The sequence below is a fragment of the Ruminococcus sp. OM06-36AC genome (assembly GCF_003438725.1).
GTDB classification, from domain to species: domain Bacteria; phylum Bacillota; class Clostridia; order Oscillospirales; family Ruminococcaceae; genus Ruminococcus_C; species Ruminococcus_C callidus.
In genome coordinates, this window is sequence record NZ_QSTT01000007.1 from 27,699 (window position 1) to 45,620 (window position 17,922).

Here is a 17,922-nt window from a genome sequence, read left to right on the forward strand (position 1 = left end):
TTCGTTCAATTTTTGGAAGTTGGAGAGGAGGGGGGGTTGTTTCGTTCTTGTAGTAGTCAAGGTCAAACTTCTCGTGTTTTGTGAGAAAAACAGCTTTGCACGCAATCTGCTTACAGATTTTTGTGTTGACATGTTTCACAAAATGTAGTATAATATTGTTGACAGAATCATCTACATTGACGATGTGCTCTTTTGAGATGTGCATCGATTTCAAGGAGGTATAAATGTATGAAACAATGGATTCGCGTAAAAGAGGTATTGCTCCTGTCGTTAATTTTGCTGATGGCTTGGCTGTTGCCGCTGCTTCAATGGAATGGAACAGTTTTGTCGGCAGCGGCAATCTCTACAGATTATCCGGCACAGCTGATGCATCTTGCCAGCAAGGACAGCACCAAAGTTCTGACAGCAAATGGGACTTCTGATGGAGCGGCACTTTCTCTGCAAACGCTGGGCAGTGATTTATCTGCATCATGGCGGTTCGATCGTGTCGGTTCGGATGGGAACGGTACTTTTTTCAAATTAGTCAACGCACAGTCCGGAAGGCTTTTGACGCCGCGAAATTATAACGTATCTGACAAAACAGATGTGATTTTGTACGGCAGTGAATCAGCACAATCTCAACATTGGTATGTTGTTCCCGTAAAACAAGATCATTTGGGCAATGATCTATACTATAAAATTGTGAATTATTCTGATACTTCTCTTGCCTTGACGCAGGGAACTTCCGGCATGACATTAGCCAAATACAGCGGAACAGACAATCAGCTCTGGCTGCTTAATGCTGACGGATTACAGGGTTTTGCAGGATATTGCTTTGATGACAACACCGGCAACATCAAGGCAGGGGACATTGGTGGTCTGTTCGGCGAAATCGTAGAGGTTTCCACTTTTGCCGATCTTAAGAAATATGCTACCGCTGATATACCCTATACCATTGTTGTCACGGCAAATATTCGTGTTACCGCACTGCAAAAGGATTCCTCCGGACGCAACTATTGTCCGGACGGACGAATTTATGTTCACAGCAACAAAACGATCATCGGCAGTTACGCGGCGCATACTATGTATAATGTACAGTTCTGTACATCTTCCAATAACGGAACCGGAAACAATCTGATCCTGAAAAACTTTGAGCTACAGCACGATGCGGAGTCCAACGGCAATGATTCCATTGTTGTCTATCTCGGCTCTGGACAGAACATCTGGGTAGATCACTGCACCTTTGTAGGCCATAGCGATTATAATACAGCATCTACCGGACTACCAGACTGGGATAAGTTTCTGGCATGCTGCTATGATGCTGACTACACAACAGTTTCAGACTGCTCTTTCGGACTTCACGAATACGGTGTGATATTGGGGTATCCGGCAGATGATGAAAACTCTTATAAAACCTATAATAATTATCCCCGCATGTCCATTATCAGCAATCGCTTTGAAAAAACTTTGACCCGCGGCCCTGGGCTGATGCGTTACGGTTATTTTCATTCGCTGAATAACTATGTGAAAACATTCAGCATGGCATATACTGTGCACACAGCATCTAAGATTTTTGCAGAAAACTGTTATTATGAAGACGGCGGAAACGTTATCTGTGACTGGAACACAGTAACCTATCCCGGCTCTTATGCAGAAACAGGTTCAAAATCGGTGAACTGCAAGCGAACAACGATCGAGGGATATGCACAGGACTGTACATGGCGACCAACTTCCAATTACAAAACCATTTCTCGCACTGCAGATGAGGCAAAGTTTTATTGTGAGAACTACAGCGGCTGTCAAAATGACAGAAATCATATGATGTATCTGCGATATGCAGTTGCTGGTGTGCCAAGTGCAAGCTATACAGAATCACCCAGTGCACCATTGGCAGAACTTTTTGCCGAGGGTTCTGCTTACCGTATTCGCAATGTCAACTCCGGCTTGTATTTGCAGGTAGCAGGTGTTGCCGCAAAAAATGGCACCAATGTGCAGCAGTGGGGATCAGATGGAATCGCAGTTCACGACATCTGGAAATTGTGCAGTGCCGGTGAAGGGTACTACTATCTGGTTTCTGCAGTAGGGGACGGCGGAACATATGTGCTGGACGTTGCCGGAAAAAAGGCCGCAAATGGAACCAATATAGATATTTACACATATAACGGCGGTGACAATCAGAAGTTTATGCTGACAAAAAACGGGGACGGCAGCTATCAGATTCGAACCCATATTTCAAATGGAAATTCTGTGGTAGAAGTAGAAAATGCCTCCCAAACCTCCGGTGCCAATGTGCAGCAGTGGGAAGTCAACGGTGCGAACTGTCAGAATTGGATTTTAGAGCCGACAACTGACCCCGGCTGCTCCATGAACACCGATGTGATCTATACCTTTGAAAACGCTGGTTCTGGTCTGGTAATGGATATTACCGATGGAAAAATGACAGACAATACAAATGTACAGCAGTGGTCGTCCAACGGGTTGAATTGCCAGAAGTGGACACTTCGTGCCTTTGGCTCTGGCAATTACTATTGGATTCGCTCACAGCAGGATAGTCATTATGCATTGAAGGCAGAGGGCAGCAAAAACGGCGGAAATCTGGCAATTGCAGCGTGGTCCAATAAAGATAGCACTCAGCTGTTCCGGTTTACTAAGAATCTGGACGGATCCTACAGCATTTTGACACACGCTTCTGGTGATTCCTGTTATGTAGAAGTCGCCGATGCATCCACTGCAAGCGGTGCCAATGTGCAGCAATGGGAACCGACCGGCAGCAGTTGTCAGAAATGGCAGACAAAGACAGAAACCACTACTGTAACAACAACGACAACGACCAAAGCAACCACAAATACGACAACAGCCGCAGCAACTAGCACCACTACTGCAACTTCTACAGAACCGCCTGTGATTTCCGGTGACATCAATGCAGACGGCAAAACGAATCTGGCAGATGTGGTGTTGCTGCAAAAATGGTTGTTGGGATTTCCTGAAACAAAACTTGCCAACTGGCAGGCAGGGGATCTGAATGCAGATAGAATTCTGAACGGATTCGATCTTTGCCTGCTGCGAAATAATGTGATATAGCTACCTGTACACTTTTATGCAGTATTTCCTTTGCACAGAGTAATGCCTGTTCGTACCTGCCGAACAGGCATGCAGCAAAATATCAATTTTCCGGCGATGACAAAAGATTCGCTTACTCATGTTCCCTCATGCTTTCCATGAAAATCGTCCCGCATTTCCAGCCGTCGCTGAGATGCTGCCGTCTGTCCTACGGAGTGCAGCAGTTCTGTCAGCATTTTTTGCATAAATCGGCGGGTTTCCGGCTGCATGTCTGTCCATGCACGGAGCACACCAGAGAGCGTTCCTGCACCGCCACCGATCAGATCTTGTATGGTATGGGCATTGGTTTCACTTTGCAGAATGTGGAAAATGGCATCGGTCAGCTTTTCTCGCTCCTCCGGTTTCATGCCCAGGATCCACTGCCGCAGCGAGGAATCCAGCAGCTTACTGGTGTTGGTGGTATCCTCGGAATAGTACCAGTCGTTCCGGATCACACACCACGAGTATGGATCGTGCTGCAAAAAACCTTTTTGTGTGCTGTAAACTACCTGATATTCCTCGTCATGCTCCAGCAGCATGCCTACTACAGAAGCTTGTGGAACAAAGGTATACACTCGTTCCTGCAATTGCTGAAACTGCGGCTCAGCAAACAGATCTGTCACAAAGCCTGGTCCGTCATTGTTGTAGACTGCACGAATCCGCGGAAAATCCTCCGGCTGCATCTGAACAGCTGCATAAACTGCCAGATTGCCGCCTTTGGAGTGTCCGCCCACATAGACGTTGGAAAATCCCAGTGACAAAATCCCCCGCAGATACGCCGCCGCTGCTGCCTGTGACGGCACATAGGGCAGAAAAGACAAGTTGAAATCTTCCCGCCAGCCAGTCAGTGTGTTGTCTGTGCCACGGAATGCCACATAAACGGTATCACTGTCCAGCAGAAATGCAGTGGCGGAAAATTGCTGCTGCTGGGTTTCGCTGAACTGTTCTGCATAACGGAATAAACGAACTTCTCCGAAACGCCGGCTGGCTGCGGTCTGCCGAAGCAGGTCACGGTCAGTTTCTACCCGCACTTTCTGTTCTGCGGTGGGACGGTGTTCCCAGAGCCTTGCTGCATCCCGCAGAGAAATCGATTCCGCTGCGGTAAAACCTTCTGCGATGCCGTCCCAGTTCAGATAAGACAGGCAGCAGAAAATCAGATTGTCCACGTGACAGAAAGGCGATTGTTGCATGGTCAGATCATCCCGCCACTGGCAATAGGTAAAGATATTTGCATCATACGTGGTTTTCATTGCAGTCACCTCAAAATCCATTTTGTTTCAACTTTTGTACCAGCTGGCTGTACCATTCCCGCACATCAAAGTCCGGAATATTTTCCCGATTCAGGTCGATCATATCCCCGTGGGAAACTCCCCGCCGCTTAGTTTCAGGCACCATGAGAAAAGGTGCCCACTCCAGCTTTGCCGATACAACCGGTACCAGGCCGTCGTTCTCTCCAGCTTTTCGCCGGTTCAGGAAATATCCCAGCCACAGCGGGAACGGGGCGGAAAATGCACTGTGCATCCTGGACATCACCGCCTGATAATAGACACCGGAAATAGGGGGATGTTCTGTATGAAATTTTTGACAGTTTTCGGCAGTCAATTCCCGCACACCAGCCAGAAAATCCGGATTCTGATCTCCCAGTTTTGTAAACAGCCGGTTATACTTTGCTGCGATCCATCGTGCCACACCTGCCGGCACCTTTTGCAATAGATCGTCCACAAAGGCACAGCCATGATGCGGCGTATTGATCGTTGTCAGAGAAGCCACATACTTTGCCGCACCATATTCCTGCATGGCACAGCGGCAGTCCAGACCGCCCTTGGAATGGGCAATGACGTTGACCTTTTCCGCACCAGTTTCAGCAATAACAGACTGAATTTGTGCTGCCAGTTCCTTGGCACTGACGGAAATCGATTGTGCTGACTGCTGTTTTCCGTAAAAAATAGTTGCTCCGTTTCGAATCAGTTCTACCGGAATCCGTCCCCAGTAATTAAAAAATTGCCAGTCCCGAAAAAAGATGCCGTGCACCAGCAAAATCGGATATCTGGTCTTGCAGATCTCTGATTCTTTTCGCATAACGTTACATTCGGCTTTGGCACACTCCAGCTGCAATTCCCGTTTGGCAGTACGATAGACATGCCCTACCAGAAACAAATTTAGCAGCGGCACCCACCAGAGAAAAAAGAGGGCAACATGCCACGGCAGTTTCACCTGTGTGGAGTGCAGAGCGATATGCAGCAGCCCCTGAAACACTGTGAACCAGCAGAGCAGAGAGAACACACCCAGATCGATCAGCAGAATTACCCAGAACAATTTCACGCCCCGAAAAAGTGCACCGGCAGTGAGAAGTTCCAGACAAAACCAGACAGTGCTGGTGCGGAGCAGATCACAGCCGTGTGCCAATGAAGCCAGCTTCTTTTCTCCTGCTATGGTATGCACATGGGCAAACTGGAAGAACAGGAACAAGATACCGCACAAGATGCCGACAAGAATTTTCCAACCGACAGCGGCGTGCCATATGGCAAAAATGGCTGTCAGATTTCCTGTGACCCAAAATGTCACCAGCCGAAGCAGGCGAAAGCCTAACGAATTCTTTTTCATCTGTATTCCTCTCTGTTCAGACATTTTTCATGTCCTATTGCAAAAAACCGGACCGGCAGTGCTGCCTAGTCCGGTTTTTTCTTTATTCATCAATATGGTTTTGTTCCTAGAAAATCAATCATAGAAACCATCATCTGGAGCCGGAATCGTTTCTTCCGGAACAGAAGGTGCCGCAGTAACTACTGGTGCCTGTGTAACAACAGGAGCATTTGGAGCCGGCGGCTGTGTCGCTGCCGGAGTGGTGTATCGGGGTTTTGTTGCGTTACTGGTATTATTGTTGTAGTATGCCCGTGTGGTCACTGCCGGCTGATAGCTGTTGTCTGTATCGTCATCATATGAACCGTAGTTGTTATACGTATCATCATCTTCATAGACTGCCTGTGTGCCATAGGTTTTCGCGGTAGTAATAGTTTCTGTAATGACACGATTGGCATCGGTGGTCTTTCGCTCAAATTTAGTAGAAACTGCTGACGCTGTGGTTTCGCTGGTGATCTGGGTTTCTTCTGTGGAAGCCACAGTTACCACCAGAGAATCATTGACGTTGTTGGCGGAACTGCTTTCCTGAATCGGACAGAGCATCAAAAAAATCAAGATCAGCATTGTCAATATCACAAAGCTGGAGCAGGTGATCAGCGTGATTTTGGTGGGGTGTGACAAATTTGCAAAGAAGTTTTTCATATTCCAAAACCTTTCTGAAAAAGAAAATTTTACTGTTTTTACGCAAAGACATTTCACTTTATTATAAAGGATTTTTCCGGAAAAGTCAAGCCTTTCTGCAATACTAGTGAAAATACAACAAATGAGATAATTTTCACCAAAACATTGAGATGAAATTTGTGCACAAGTACAATTTTAAAAAAAAGCTTGCTTTTCTTTGTAAAATGTGATATAATACAAAGTGTTGTATCGTCGTTGGATTTGACGATTCTTATGCACTGATTTGGAGAGTTATCGAAGTGGTCATAACGAGCTGCACTCGAAATGCAGTTGTCCGAAAGGACACGTGGGTTCGAATCCCACACTCTCCGCCATGTTTTTCAAAAAGCCACGCAGTTTCGACTTTGTTTGAAATTGTGTGGCTTTTTTAGTCTTGTTTGCAATATTGTGCACGCATTTTCGTATTTTACGGCCGAGTGCTGATATTTTGCATAAAACATCTATTTATAAAGCTTATAAAGCGGGAAAATCATTAAGGCAACTTACATTTTTCACAAATTGTGCAATGAAACAAGAAAAAAACTGTTGACTTTTTCTCGAAAATCGCGTATAATGAAGATAATCGAATAAAGGCATTCCGATCAAATCATTTCGGAAAGGAAAGGGATTAAATTAAATGAAACGATTTTCCAAAGGAAGCAAACGACTGCTTTCCGTCTTGCTCAGCGGTGCTATGCTGGCAGGGACATGCAGTTCTGTAGCCGTGGGAGCTGCGGACGAAAAAGAAGCGAATTTTGCACGGGCACTGCAATATTCCATCTATTTTTACGACGGCAATATGTGCGGCACAGAAGTACAGGACAACAACCGCTACACTTGGCGTGGCAACTGCCATACCTATGATGCTCAGGTTGCCATGAACTCCACCGCCACCAATTTAAGTGCCGATTTCCTCACCAAGTATAAAGATATACTGGATCCGGACGGGGACGGCTACATCGATGTTGCCGGCGGTTTCCATGATGCCGGCGACCATGTAAAATTCGGTATGCCGGAGAACTACTCTGCAGCAACACTGGGCTGGGGCTATTACGAATTCCGTGATGCTTACCAGAAAACTGGTCAGGACGACCATATCGAAACTATTCTGCGGTACTTTAACGACTATCTGATGAAGTGTACCTTCTTGGATTCCAACGGTGACGTGATCGCACATTGCTATCAGGTAGGCGACGGTGACATTGACCACGCTTACTGGAACGCACCGGAATTGGATGAAATGGATCGTCCGGCATTTTTCCTCACCGGCGATAAGCCACAGACAGACTATGTTGCTTCTGCCACTGCTTCGCTGGCGATCAACTACCTGAACTTCAAGGACACCGATCCGGAATATGCACAGAAGTCGCTGGACTATGCAACAGCACTGTATAAATTCGCAGAAACTCACGAAAAGCAGCTGAGCGATAACGGCGATGGTCCGAAGGCTTATTACAATTCGTCCAAGTGGGAAGACGATTACTGCTGGGCTTCTGCATGGATGTACAAGATCACCGGCGATCACCACTATCTGGAACAAATCTTCCCGTACTACGACTACTATGCAGCACCCTGCTATGTCTACTGCTGGAACGATGTCTGGGGCGGCGTGCAGTGTATTCTGGGCGAGATCACCAGCGAGCAGTACCCGAACTTCATTGACGAATACAAGAAAGCTGCCGGAAAGAGTCCCTACGAGGAAATGAACTGCTGGAGTTCCGTAGCAGAAGCCCTGAACAAATACATGACTGGCGGCGTGGGAACCATTACACCGGCTGGTTATTTCTGGCTGAACACATGGGGCTCCGCACGATACAATGCGGCGGCTCAGATGATGGCGTTGGTATACGATAAATATAACAACAACGGAAAGCCCGGCGAATACAGCGAATGGGCAAAGGGACAGATGGAATATCTGCTGGGGGATAACCCCATGAACCGTGCCTATGAAGTTGGCTACGATGAAACCGCAGCGAAATTCCCGCACCACCGTGCAGCTTCTGGTCTGACAAAGTGTGAGGACACCGACGAGCAGAAGCATGTGCTCTATGGTGCACTGGTCGGCGGTCCGGATGCACAGGATAAGCATAACGACATTACCGCAGACTGGATCTATAACGAAGTTACCATTGACTATAACGCTGCTTTTGTAGGAGCGTGTGCTGGTCTGTATGATTACTACGGCACAGATGCAATGGAGATCACACCGGATTTCCCGCCGGAAGATAAGAACAGCGGCAGTGATAACGGCGGCAACGATTTCTGGGTAGATGCTTATGCGGTAGACGACATACAGACTTCCGGTGCCGGCGTGACAAAGCTTGCCATTCAGATGCGTACCAATTCTATCACACCCAAGACCGACCTGTCCATGCGGTATTATTTCAGTATCGCAGAAATGGAAAACAAATCCAATATCAGCAAAGTTACCGGCAATGAGTTATACGATCAGGCAAGCGTAGAAGCTGCTCCGGCAGACGGTGTGATCTCTGGTCCGTACCAGTACGATGCTTCTTACGATCCGGATATTTACTATGTAGAAGTAAAGTGGGACGGCTATAAAATTGCCAACTCCAACAAGAAATATCAGTTCACCGTGGGCTTGTACTACGGCGATAAGTGGGATCCCACCAACGACTGGAGTTATCAGGGCATTACCAAGTGCAAGGATACTTATCAGGACGGCTCCGAAACCAGAACCGATTACATTTGTGTATACTCCAATGGAGAACTGGTAGGCGGCATTGAACCGAACGGCAACAAGCCGGCAGTTACCACCACAACAACACCTGCGGAAACCACGATCACTACCACTAAAACTACTACTGTAACAACAGTAAAAACAACTGCAACAACCAAAGCTACCAGTGCCTCTGCGGAAACTACCACAACGGAGCAGACATCATCCGCTGCACCTTCCACAGATACAACCGAAACCACTGCAACCACTATAAAAACCTCGGAAAGCGGTTCTGATGTCACACCATCTGTTATGTACGGTGATGTTAATCTGGACGGTCGAATCGATGTGACTGATGCCGTGTTGCTGAATAAGATGGCTGCCGGTGCAGTGACAGGGAACGACCAGCAGCGGCGTGCCGGCGACTGCAACGTTGACGGAGAAGTGGACACCGCAGACAGCGTTATGCTTCTGCAATTTTTGGTACACATCATTCAATACCTCGGACCGCAGGCAAAGTAAAGGCATTGCTGAAATCGAAAGAAAGGAATATCATTCTTCATGGAGCAAGAACATACAAAACCAACTTCCAACTGGCAGGAATTCTGGCAGATTCTCAGGCACGGACAATTCGGGAAATTATTTGCCGGTGCCACTGAAAATACGCTGATTCAATTCTTCCGCTACTGTTTTGTAGGCGGAGCTGCAACTGTGGTAGACTGGGGAATTTCCGCACTGCTGTTTTTTGCCGTATTTGACCAGCATTACGCCATTCTTGCAAACGGCTGTTCCTTTGTTGCCGGACTGCTTGCCAACTACTTCCTGAGTACATTCTGGGTCTTTCGTTCGTCGAAAGTGCAGTCCCGTCTGGTGGAATTTCTCGCATTCGCCGCAATCGGCGTGGTGGGACTTCTGCTGACGATCGGCATTACAAAGGTCAGCGAGATAACACTTGGAAATATCACCAGTGCCTATCAGATGATCGGAAAAGTAGTTTCCACTATGGTGGCATTCCTGTGGAATTTCTTCGCACGGAAGTATCTCTTGTTTTCGAAAAAAGAAGCTTAACCGGCTGAAAAAGCCGCTTTTGTCCAAAGAAAGCACTGTCAGCCGTGGGCGGTTTTGCCCTGCTGTACAGTGCTTTTTATATTTGAAAGGAGTGAATCGTTTATGAAAATGACATTTATCGGGGCTACTCATGAAGTCACTGGCAGCTGTACCTATCTGGAAGTCTGCGGAAAGCGGCTTCTGGTGGATTTCGGTATGGAGCAGGGGAGAGATACCTATGAAAATGTAAAAATCCCCTGTGCTCCGTCACAAATCGACTATGTGCTGCTGACGCATGCTCACATTGACCACTCCGGCTTGCTGCCGCTGTTGTACGCCGGCGGCTTCTCCGGTGAGATCCACGCTACCTCAGCCACGTGTTCTCTCTGTGAGATCATGCTGCGGGACAGTGCACACATTCAGGAATTCGAAGCAGAATGGCGAAACCGCAAGGCAATGCGAAAAGGCGGCGAACCCTATGTGCCGCTGTACACCATGAAAGAGGCATTGGGAGCATTGGAACTGTTTGTGCCACACCCATATGGCGAACGATTCACGCTGACATCCGGCATTGATGTGCGGTTTCTCGATGCGGGGCATTTGCTGGGTTCGTCCAGCATTGAGATCTGGCTGACCGAGAACGGTATTTCCAAAAAACTGGTATTTTCCGGTGACATCGGTAACCTGAACCAGCCGCTAATTCGTGATCCGCAGCCGCCGGAAGATGCAGACTATGTGGTCATGGAATCCACCTACGGGAATCGGCTGCACGAAAAGCCAAAGGGATATATTCCAGGCTTGGTACAGGTGTTAAAAGATACATTCAGCCGTGGCGGTAGCGTCATCATTCCGTCTTTTGCTGTAGGACGCACACAGGAACTACTGTACTATTTCAAGCAGATCAAAGATGAAAACATGCTGCCGGAATTCAGCGATTTCCCGATATACATGGACAGCCCGCTTGCCATTGAAGCAACTGAAATTTTCATGCGAAATAAGGAAAGCTGTTTCGATGAGGAAGCACTGACATATGTTCGCCGCGGCATTAACCCCATTGGCGTTTCCGGACTGATTCCGGCAGTGACAAGCGATGCTTCCAAAGCAATCAACGCAGACAAACGCCCGAAAGTCATTCTGTCCGCCAGTGGTATGTGCGAAGCCGGACGAATCAAACACCACTTGAAACACAACTTGTGGAAGCCGGAAAACACCATTTTGTTCGTTGGCTATCAGGCAGAGGGCTCTTTGGGTAGACGCATTATCGAGGGAGCCAAAACGGTAACACTGTTTGGCGAAACCGTGCAGGTCAGTGCTCAGATCGTTCAGCTGCAGGGTATGAGTGGACATGCAGACCAAAAAGGGCTGCTGTCGTGGATCTCACAAGTACAGGGCGTACAGAAAGTGTTCGTCAACCACGGTTCGGCAGAATCTGCTGAGGCATTTCGGGAAAAATTGTGGCTGTCTTTGGGCATTGATGCTTATGCACCGTACAGCGGTGCGGAATTTGACATTGCCACCGGAAAAATCACTTACGATGCACCTGCGGTGCCGATTCAGCAGAAGCCGCGGCGGAGTGCAATGACATACGACCGGCTGTCGCAGACGTTGAGCCGTCTGACAGCATTGGTACAAAACAGCAGGGGATTGTCCAACAAGGAACTGGCAAAAATGGCAGACCAGCTGGGCGAACTCTGCTCCAAATGGGAACGGAGGTAATCGAACATGTACGAAGAAAATGCAGTACTGCATGCACTTTGCACCAGAAGAAGCGTGCGGAGTTATAACAGTACCAAGCCGGTGGAACAGGAAAAAATTCAGGCAGTTCTGACTGCCGGACAGTATGCTCCCACAGGCATGAACCGTATGCCTACCAAATTTGTGGTGATACGAAATCCGGAAATGCTGCACCAGCTGTCCAAGCAAAACGCAGAGATCATGGGTGCAGCAGATCGGGATCCGTTTTATGGAGCACCGGTGGCAATTCTGGTACTGGTAGATTCCACAGTACACACATGGGTAGAAGACGGCAGCCTTGCCATGGGTGCCATGCTGAATGCAGCATACGCTGTCGATCTGGGCAGCTGCTGGATTCACCGTGCAAGAGAAACATTTGACAGCGAAGCCGGAAAAGCACTGCTGAAACAGTGGGGGATTCCGGAAACTTATCGCGGCGTGGGATTCTGTATTCTGGGCTACGCTGCCGGAGAACTGCCGCAGCCAAAGCCGCGGAAAGATGACCAGATCCTCTGGATAGACTAAGGCAATACTGCATGATGTATAGAAAAAGGTCTGATACCCATATTGGGGCACCAGACCTTTTTGGATAAAAAATGAGAATTTTACTGCATCTTATAGGCGTCGATCATCTTTTTCACCATCTGCCCTCCGATGGATCCAGCTTCCCGTGCAGTCAGATCGCCGTTGTAACCCTGCTTCAGAGTTACGCCAACTTCGCTGGCAGATTCCATCTTAAAATGTTCCATAGCTTCCTTGCCCTTCTGCGTAAATTCACCCTTCATAGTGCATTCTCCTTTTTCATGTCTGGGATAAGCGACTTATCCCAGAAGTTTGTTTTCATTTTTCAGCAGCTGCTTTTTCTCACACGCTGTGTTTCGTGTTCGCCGCTGCAAGAATAGTATAGGACAAAAGGGCGTTTCTATGACAGGTAGTTTTTTCGTATTTTTTCTATAAGCCTTTGGGAACAATGGAAAATGCTTTCTTCTGCAAAAAAACATATTTGCAAAAGCAATACTGCACAAAATAATCTATGGCAATACCGCACAAAGATTGTGCGACAGATGCGTCGTCAAATTTTTCGTCAGATGAAACAAAAAGCGGAGTGAATACTTGATGTATTCACGAGCATTTTTGTGAAATATGACGGAAAATTTGCAAGCAGATGGCGTGCAAAGTCGTCAGACGCTCTTTGTGCGGTATTGCCCTATGTATATTGACATTTATTTCGACATATGGCATAATAAAAGAAGATATTTTCGATTGGAAATCAGAACAGGAGGAATTGTATGAAAAAGAAATGGCTTTCCGCCGCGGTAGTAGCCGCACTTAGTGTTTGTGCTCTGGCTGCACCCATATCCGTTCCGAATACCGTAACGCCGGTTGCAGTGCAGGCTGCATCTTCCGGCACAACGCTGGCAGATATGCCCAGTACATATCAATCTGCGGCGGAGTGGATTCTGCAAAATCGTATCATTTCAGAAGACTCCGTAAAAGACTGGGCAACGATCTACGACCAGATCGTCGCCGGAAACGGAACACTCAAGTATGTTGTAAAATGGCAGAGCAAACAGACGATCACACTGGAGCAGCGGAAGCAGCTGCAAACCGTTCTGGAAACGGCAGTGAACGACTGGACTGACTGGCTGGTAGGTTATGAAAACTGGCCGTACACCCATGTCAATGTACAAATCGTCGGCTGGGCAGTGCTGGATCAGAACTGCCTGCTGGATCTGCAGCCGGACGAAACCGTGTATACCACCACAATTCCAGCAGATACCAGCTACATCACAGACGGAAACATGGCGGTTTCGGAGCTGCCTACATTGGAACCAATCGGCGACGAAACACGATACCGCTATATTCACTGGGCAGATCAGTCATACCAGTATCCAGACGGCTACGAAAATCGTTACGATATGTACTTGCAGGCAACGCAAGGCATGATCGATATGGGCGGCTTCGGCTACCACTGGGGACAGCAGTTTTCAGACAACGCCGTTCTGGGCTTGATCGCCGGCACTTCCAGTATGCATATTCTGGAACACGAAATGGGACATAGCTTCGGACTGACTGATTTTTATGGCGGCGAGGGAGAATCCGACGGCTTTCCGCCGGGAGGATTTCCGGACGGCGGCACGTCGATCATGATGGCAGGTTCTTCTCAAACGATCACTAACTTTGACGGTTGGTTTTTCCGGTATCTCTGGTCATATCTGGCGAAAGAGGACGGTAGATTCAATCTTACGGCACCATCTACAACCACAACTGCCACAACTTCAGAAACTACTACAGAAACAACAGAAACCACAACAACTACGGTTACAACAACGGTTTCAGAAACACAGCCGGCTTATGAAACCGTATCGTTCACAGACACCATTTCTGAAATAGTACCGAATACTTCTGTCACATTTGCAGAATACGGCACATTTTTCTTCCAAGGGGACTCCTACTATCACGGGGACGAAAGCAAAAATCTCAGCCACTACGAAGCTGGCGACAAAATTTCAATACAGTTTACCTATGATCGGGAATCAGACATGATACAGCGTGTTGATGCATTGCAGCTTGAGGAAAATTCGCATAAAGTGATCGGAGATGTCAACGCAGACGGACAGTTCACCATTGCAGATGTTGTTATGGTGCAGAAATGGCTGTTGGGCAGCGGCAATGTGACTGATTTGGCTGCCGGAGATTACAATGCAGACGGTCAGCTGAATGGACTGGATCTGTGCAGTATGAAGCAGGCACTCCGAAAGGAAGCACAAGAAGCATGAAAATTCTGATTGCGACAGATTCTTTCAAGGGCAGTTTATCCTCTCTGGAAGCAGGAAATGCTATTGCCGATGGAATCCGACGAGCCGGCATGCCAGCTGAGATCCAGGTTTCACCAATTGCAGACGGCGGAGAGGGGACTACAGAAGCCTTGGTTAATGGGTTGTCCGGATATTTGGAAACAGTAACAGTATCCGACCCGCTGGGCAGAAAGCAAACAGCAAACTATGGCATTTTGCCGTCTGGTACCGCCGTAATGGAAATGGCAGCTGCGGCAGGACTTCCGCTGTTGTCCGAATCCGAGAGGAATCCGCTTTACACCACGACTTTTGGCGTGGGAGAAATGATCGCAGATGCCATTGCCAAGGGCTGTCGAAAATTCATCATCGGTATTGGTGGCAGTGCGACCAATGACGGCGGCGTAGGCTGTTTGCAGGCATTGGGTTTTTCTTTTCGAAACGCAGATGACACCGAGATTCCCTGCGGAGCAGTCGGACTTTCGCAGTTACAAAAAATCACCGCCGAAAATGTACTGCCGGAATTATCTGCTTGCACATTTCAAGTGGCATGTGATGTCACCAATCCACTCTGCGGAGAACAAGGGTGCAGTGCTATTTTTGCACCGCAAAAAGGTGCTGATGCAACAACAATTTCCCAAATGGACAATTGGCTTGCCCGATATGCCAAGCTGACAAAAATGCTGTTTCCGGAAAGTGACCCCAACTGTTCCGGCAGCGGAGCCGCAGGCGGACTGGGATTTGCGTTGAAAAACTACCTGCACGCTGAACTGGAATCCGGCATTCAGATCGTTATGCGGGAAACTCAACTGGAACAGGCAATTGTCAATGCAGACCTTGTTATCACTGGCGAGGGGAAACTGGACGCACAAAGCATCATGGGAAAAGCACCTATCGGGGTTGCTGCTCTTGCCAAGCAATATCAGAAATCAGTGCTGGCATTTTGCGGCTGCACAGAACATGCAGCGACGATTTGCAATGTTCACGGAATCGATGCCTTTTTCCCGATACTGCGAGAAATAACCACATTGGAGAACGCTCTATACAGAGAAACTGCAAGGCAAAATCTGACTGATACAGCAGAGCAGGTGTTCCGGCTGATTCGTGCAATGCGGTAATGTGTTTTTGCAAAAGTAGTATTGCCAAAATAGAAAGTGACAAACAAAAAGAGTATCTCATTTGAGATACTCTTTTTTGATAATCAAATCGTTTTTTCAAACTCAAAGAATTTTTTTCAGTATTGGAACATATTTCAGCAACCGAATACACAGGAACGAACAGAGAAACGTTCCAACGGAAAGTGCCAGGATCATAAAAAATCCGCCATGCATATAGGGATTCCATTTCCAGACCACAAGCACCAGTTTCAGAAACAGCATATGTATCAAATAAACACCGAACGAACACTGATCGACCTGATGTAAAATCCAATAGAGCACTTTAGGTGCTTTCTTTTCTCTGTAGGACATCAGCCCGAAAATTCCGGCAGACTGCAATACGATCAACGGGAATGCATAACTGGTAAGAAGTTCTGACAATGCGGCGATGGACTTTTTCTCACTAAGAATTGTCAGACAGGCAACTGCAATTGTTCCCACAGAAGCCAGAAGAATCATCAGCCACGGCTTTTTGCAAATGCGTTTCTGCATAAAAGCATCACCCAAGAAAAGATAAAGGGGATAGACGCTATAAACACAAATATAGAATGCTGTCGATTTTCCTGTCAGTGTTTGCAACATTGGCAGCAGCGATAGAAACACCAGATAAACGCTTAACAAGTAGTAAGTATCTTTTGAGTTGAGGGAAGCAGCAATTTTCCGATAAAACGGCAACAGCAAATACAATGCTGTAATCAGATACAAGTACCACATGTGCTTCCAGCCGCTTCCGGTCACTGCATTTTGCAACCCGTAAAGAATCGTTTTGAACTGAATGCCGCTTTCGCCGGTAGCATCGTCAAAAATCTGAAAGACTACGGAGAACAGTACCAGTGCAGCCAGCACTCGCGGGATATACTTTCGGAATATTTTCCGATATGTCACTTCCCGTGCTGGATCCAGAAGCAGTGCACCGCTGACCATGACAAAACAGGGAACAGCCCACATCATGAGATTTCTCGTCGTCAAAGCGGCAATTCTTGCAGTATGATCCGGTGCGTAAACACTGGCGGCATAGAACGTATGCAGTATGACAATGGCAATGCAGGCAATTGCACGCAATTCCGAGAGAAAGAAAATTTCACGTCGTTTTGTGATTTCCATTAGTTAAACAATCCCTCATCTCCAAGGCAGCCATTATTCGGATCCGCAGTATCATTTGCAGCATCATTATTGTTTGCCGGTGTTTCTTCCGCTGGTGTGTTTTCTACCGGAGCAGCTGCCGGTGTTTCGTCATAAGATTCTTCCGGTTCTACATAGACGGGCTGCTGTCCCTGATAGCCGTCCTCAGCTGCCACTTCTTCTGCATCTTGTGCAGCCGGCTCTGTTTCTGCACTCGTCTGTACCTGCATCTGTTCTGCTTCCTTTGTATTTACCTCGGTTTGAGAGGAAACAGAAGTGTATACCAGATAAGCAATTTCATCTTCCCAGTGGATCTCCGCAGATTCTACATCATCAAACGGGAACTGATGCAGCTCTGCTGTAGTACCGTCAGAGAATGTCAGCTGGATCGTGTATTCCGGAGTCAAAATCTTGTCGGAATCTGTTTCTTCCGAAGAGTTGGCAGCGATTGCCTCTGTTGCATCATAGTAAAGAACACGTTCTTCATCTGCGGCAAAAACATCGCTGTCTTTCATCATGTTTTCGGGGAATTCGCTTTGAGAACTGTCCTTGATCGCCACGCCGGAGATTTCCTTTCCGGTTGCATTTTTCAGCGTCACGTTGTAAACGTGTTCGCCTTCTGCCTTTTCGCCAATCGTTTTCAGTTCCGGTTCTGTCGGGGCTTCGGTAGCCGGTTCAGTTTCTTCTGTGGTAGCAGTAGCGACCGTTGCTGCTGTAGTTCCTTCAGTTGCAGATTCACCGGAAGACGACTTCTCCTGACTGCACCCAGTCAAAAATACACCCGCTGCCAAAAATGCGGCAAGCCATGCCATGTAAGTTTTCTTCATTTTTCTTCTCCATTCCTAAGTTGTGGCAATACCATACAAAGATTGTGCGACAGATGCGTCGTCAAATTTTTCGTCAGATGAAACAAAAAGCGGAATGAATACTTGATGTATTCACGAGCATTTTTGTGAAATATGACGGGAAATTTGCAAGCAGATGGCATGCAAAGTCGCCAGACGCTCTT

At 47.5% G+C, this 17,922-nt stretch carries 13 protein-coding genes and 1 tRNA gene; 8 read left to right on the forward strand and 6 right to left on the reverse strand.

Annotated features, from left to right (window positions below):
* Positions 1–228 precede the first annotated feature (228 nt).
* Positions 229–3,060 (forward strand): RICIN domain-containing protein, encoded by a 2,832-nt coding sequence (locus tag DXB92_RS07030; protein WP_117733326.1) that lies wholly within the window; start codon positions 229–231, stop codon positions 3,058–3,060.
* Between the two features lie 116 nt (positions 3,061–3,176).
* Here DXB92_RS07030 and DXB92_RS07035 read toward each other — a convergent pair whose 3' ends face one another.
* From DXB92_RS07035 to DXB92_RS07045, 3 genes are all read right to left on the reverse strand, one after another.
* Entirely contained in the window at positions 3,177–4,328 is a 1,152-nt protein-coding gene (locus DXB92_RS07035; protein WP_181976956.1) for an Mbeg1-like protein, read from the reverse strand.
* A gap of 10 nt (positions 4,329–4,338) precedes the next feature.
* Complete coding sequence (locus tag DXB92_RS07040; protein ID WP_117733328.1) at positions 4,339–5,682, reverse strand: alpha/beta fold hydrolase; 1,344 nt, start codon at positions 5,680–5,682, stop codon at positions 4,339–4,341.
* A 114-nt stretch (positions 5,683–5,796) separates the two neighbouring features.
* Positions 5,797–6,360 (reverse strand): hypothetical protein, encoded by a 564-nt coding sequence (locus DXB92_RS07045; protein WP_021680679.1) that lies wholly within the window; start codon positions 6,358–6,360, stop codon positions 5,797–5,799.
* 264 nt (positions 6,361–6,624) lie between these two features.
* Here DXB92_RS07045 and DXB92_RS07050 point away from each other — a divergent pair.
* The 5 genes from DXB92_RS07050 (at position 6,625) to DXB92_RS07070 (ending at position 12,364) form a co-directional block, all read left to right on the forward strand.
* Positions 6,625–6,713, forward strand: a tRNA-Ser gene (locus DXB92_RS07050).
* A 302-nt stretch (positions 6,714–7,015) separates the two neighbouring features.
* Positions 7,016–9,580 (forward strand): glycoside hydrolase family 9 protein, encoded by a 2,565-nt coding sequence (locus tag DXB92_RS07055; protein WP_117733329.1) that lies wholly within the window; start codon positions 7,016–7,018, stop codon positions 9,578–9,580.
* A gap of 39 nt (positions 9,581–9,619) precedes the next feature.
* Positions 9,620–10,126, forward strand: a complete 507-nt coding sequence (locus DXB92_RS07060; RefSeq protein WP_021680681.1) for a GtrA family protein — start codon at positions 9,620–9,622, stop codon at positions 10,124–10,126.
* A gap of 102 nt (positions 10,127–10,228) precedes the next feature.
* Positions 10,229–11,821 (forward strand): MBL fold metallo-hydrolase, encoded by a 1,593-nt coding sequence (locus DXB92_RS07065; RefSeq protein ID WP_117733330.1) that lies wholly within the window; start codon positions 10,229–10,231, stop codon positions 11,819–11,821.
* Between the two features lie 6 nt (positions 11,822–11,827).
* Positions 11,828–12,364, forward strand: a complete 537-nt coding sequence (locus tag DXB92_RS07070; RefSeq protein WP_117733331.1) for a nitroreductase family protein — start codon at positions 11,828–11,830, stop codon at positions 12,362–12,364.
* Between the two features lie 80 nt (positions 12,365–12,444).
* Here DXB92_RS07070 and DXB92_RS07075 read toward each other — a convergent pair whose 3' ends face one another.
* A complete protein-coding gene (locus tag DXB92_RS07075) occupies positions 12,445–12,624 on the reverse strand; it encodes an alpha/beta-type small acid-soluble spore protein (RefSeq protein WP_117733332.1) in 180 nt (59 codons plus the stop codon).
* Positions 12,625–13,128: 504 nt separating this feature from the next.
* On the opposite strand from DXB92_RS07075, the gene DXB92_RS07080 reads away from it, so the two are divergent.
* Together DXB92_RS07080 and DXB92_RS07085 are read left to right on the forward strand one after the other, a co-directional pair.
* Entirely contained in the window at positions 13,129–14,619 is a 1,491-nt protein-coding gene (locus DXB92_RS07080) for a dockerin type I domain-containing protein (RefSeq protein ID WP_117733333.1), read from the forward strand.
* Complete coding sequence (locus tag DXB92_RS07085; RefSeq protein WP_117733334.1) at positions 14,616–15,752, forward strand: glycerate kinase; 1,137 nt, start codon at positions 14,616–14,618, stop codon at positions 15,750–15,752. The genes DXB92_RS07080 and DXB92_RS07085 overlap by 4 nt, the downstream gene beginning before the upstream one ends.
* A gap of 102 nt (positions 15,753–15,854) precedes the next feature.
* On the opposite strand, the gene DXB92_RS07090 is transcribed toward DXB92_RS07085, so the two are convergent.
* Both DXB92_RS07090 and DXB92_RS07095 read right to left on the reverse strand, forming a co-directional pair.
* A complete protein-coding gene (locus DXB92_RS07090; protein ID WP_117733335.1) occupies positions 15,855–16,895 on the reverse strand; it encodes an acyltransferase in 1,041 nt (346 codons plus the stop codon).
* The gene (locus DXB92_RS07095; protein WP_117733336.1) at positions 16,895–17,740 is read right to left on the reverse strand and encodes a hypothetical protein; all 846 of its coding nucleotides are present in this window, start codon (positions 17,738–17,740) and stop codon (positions 16,895–16,897) included. Before DXB92_RS07095 ends, DXB92_RS07090 begins: the two co-directional genes overlap by 1 nt.
* Between the last annotated feature and the right edge of the window lie 182 nt (positions 17,741–17,922).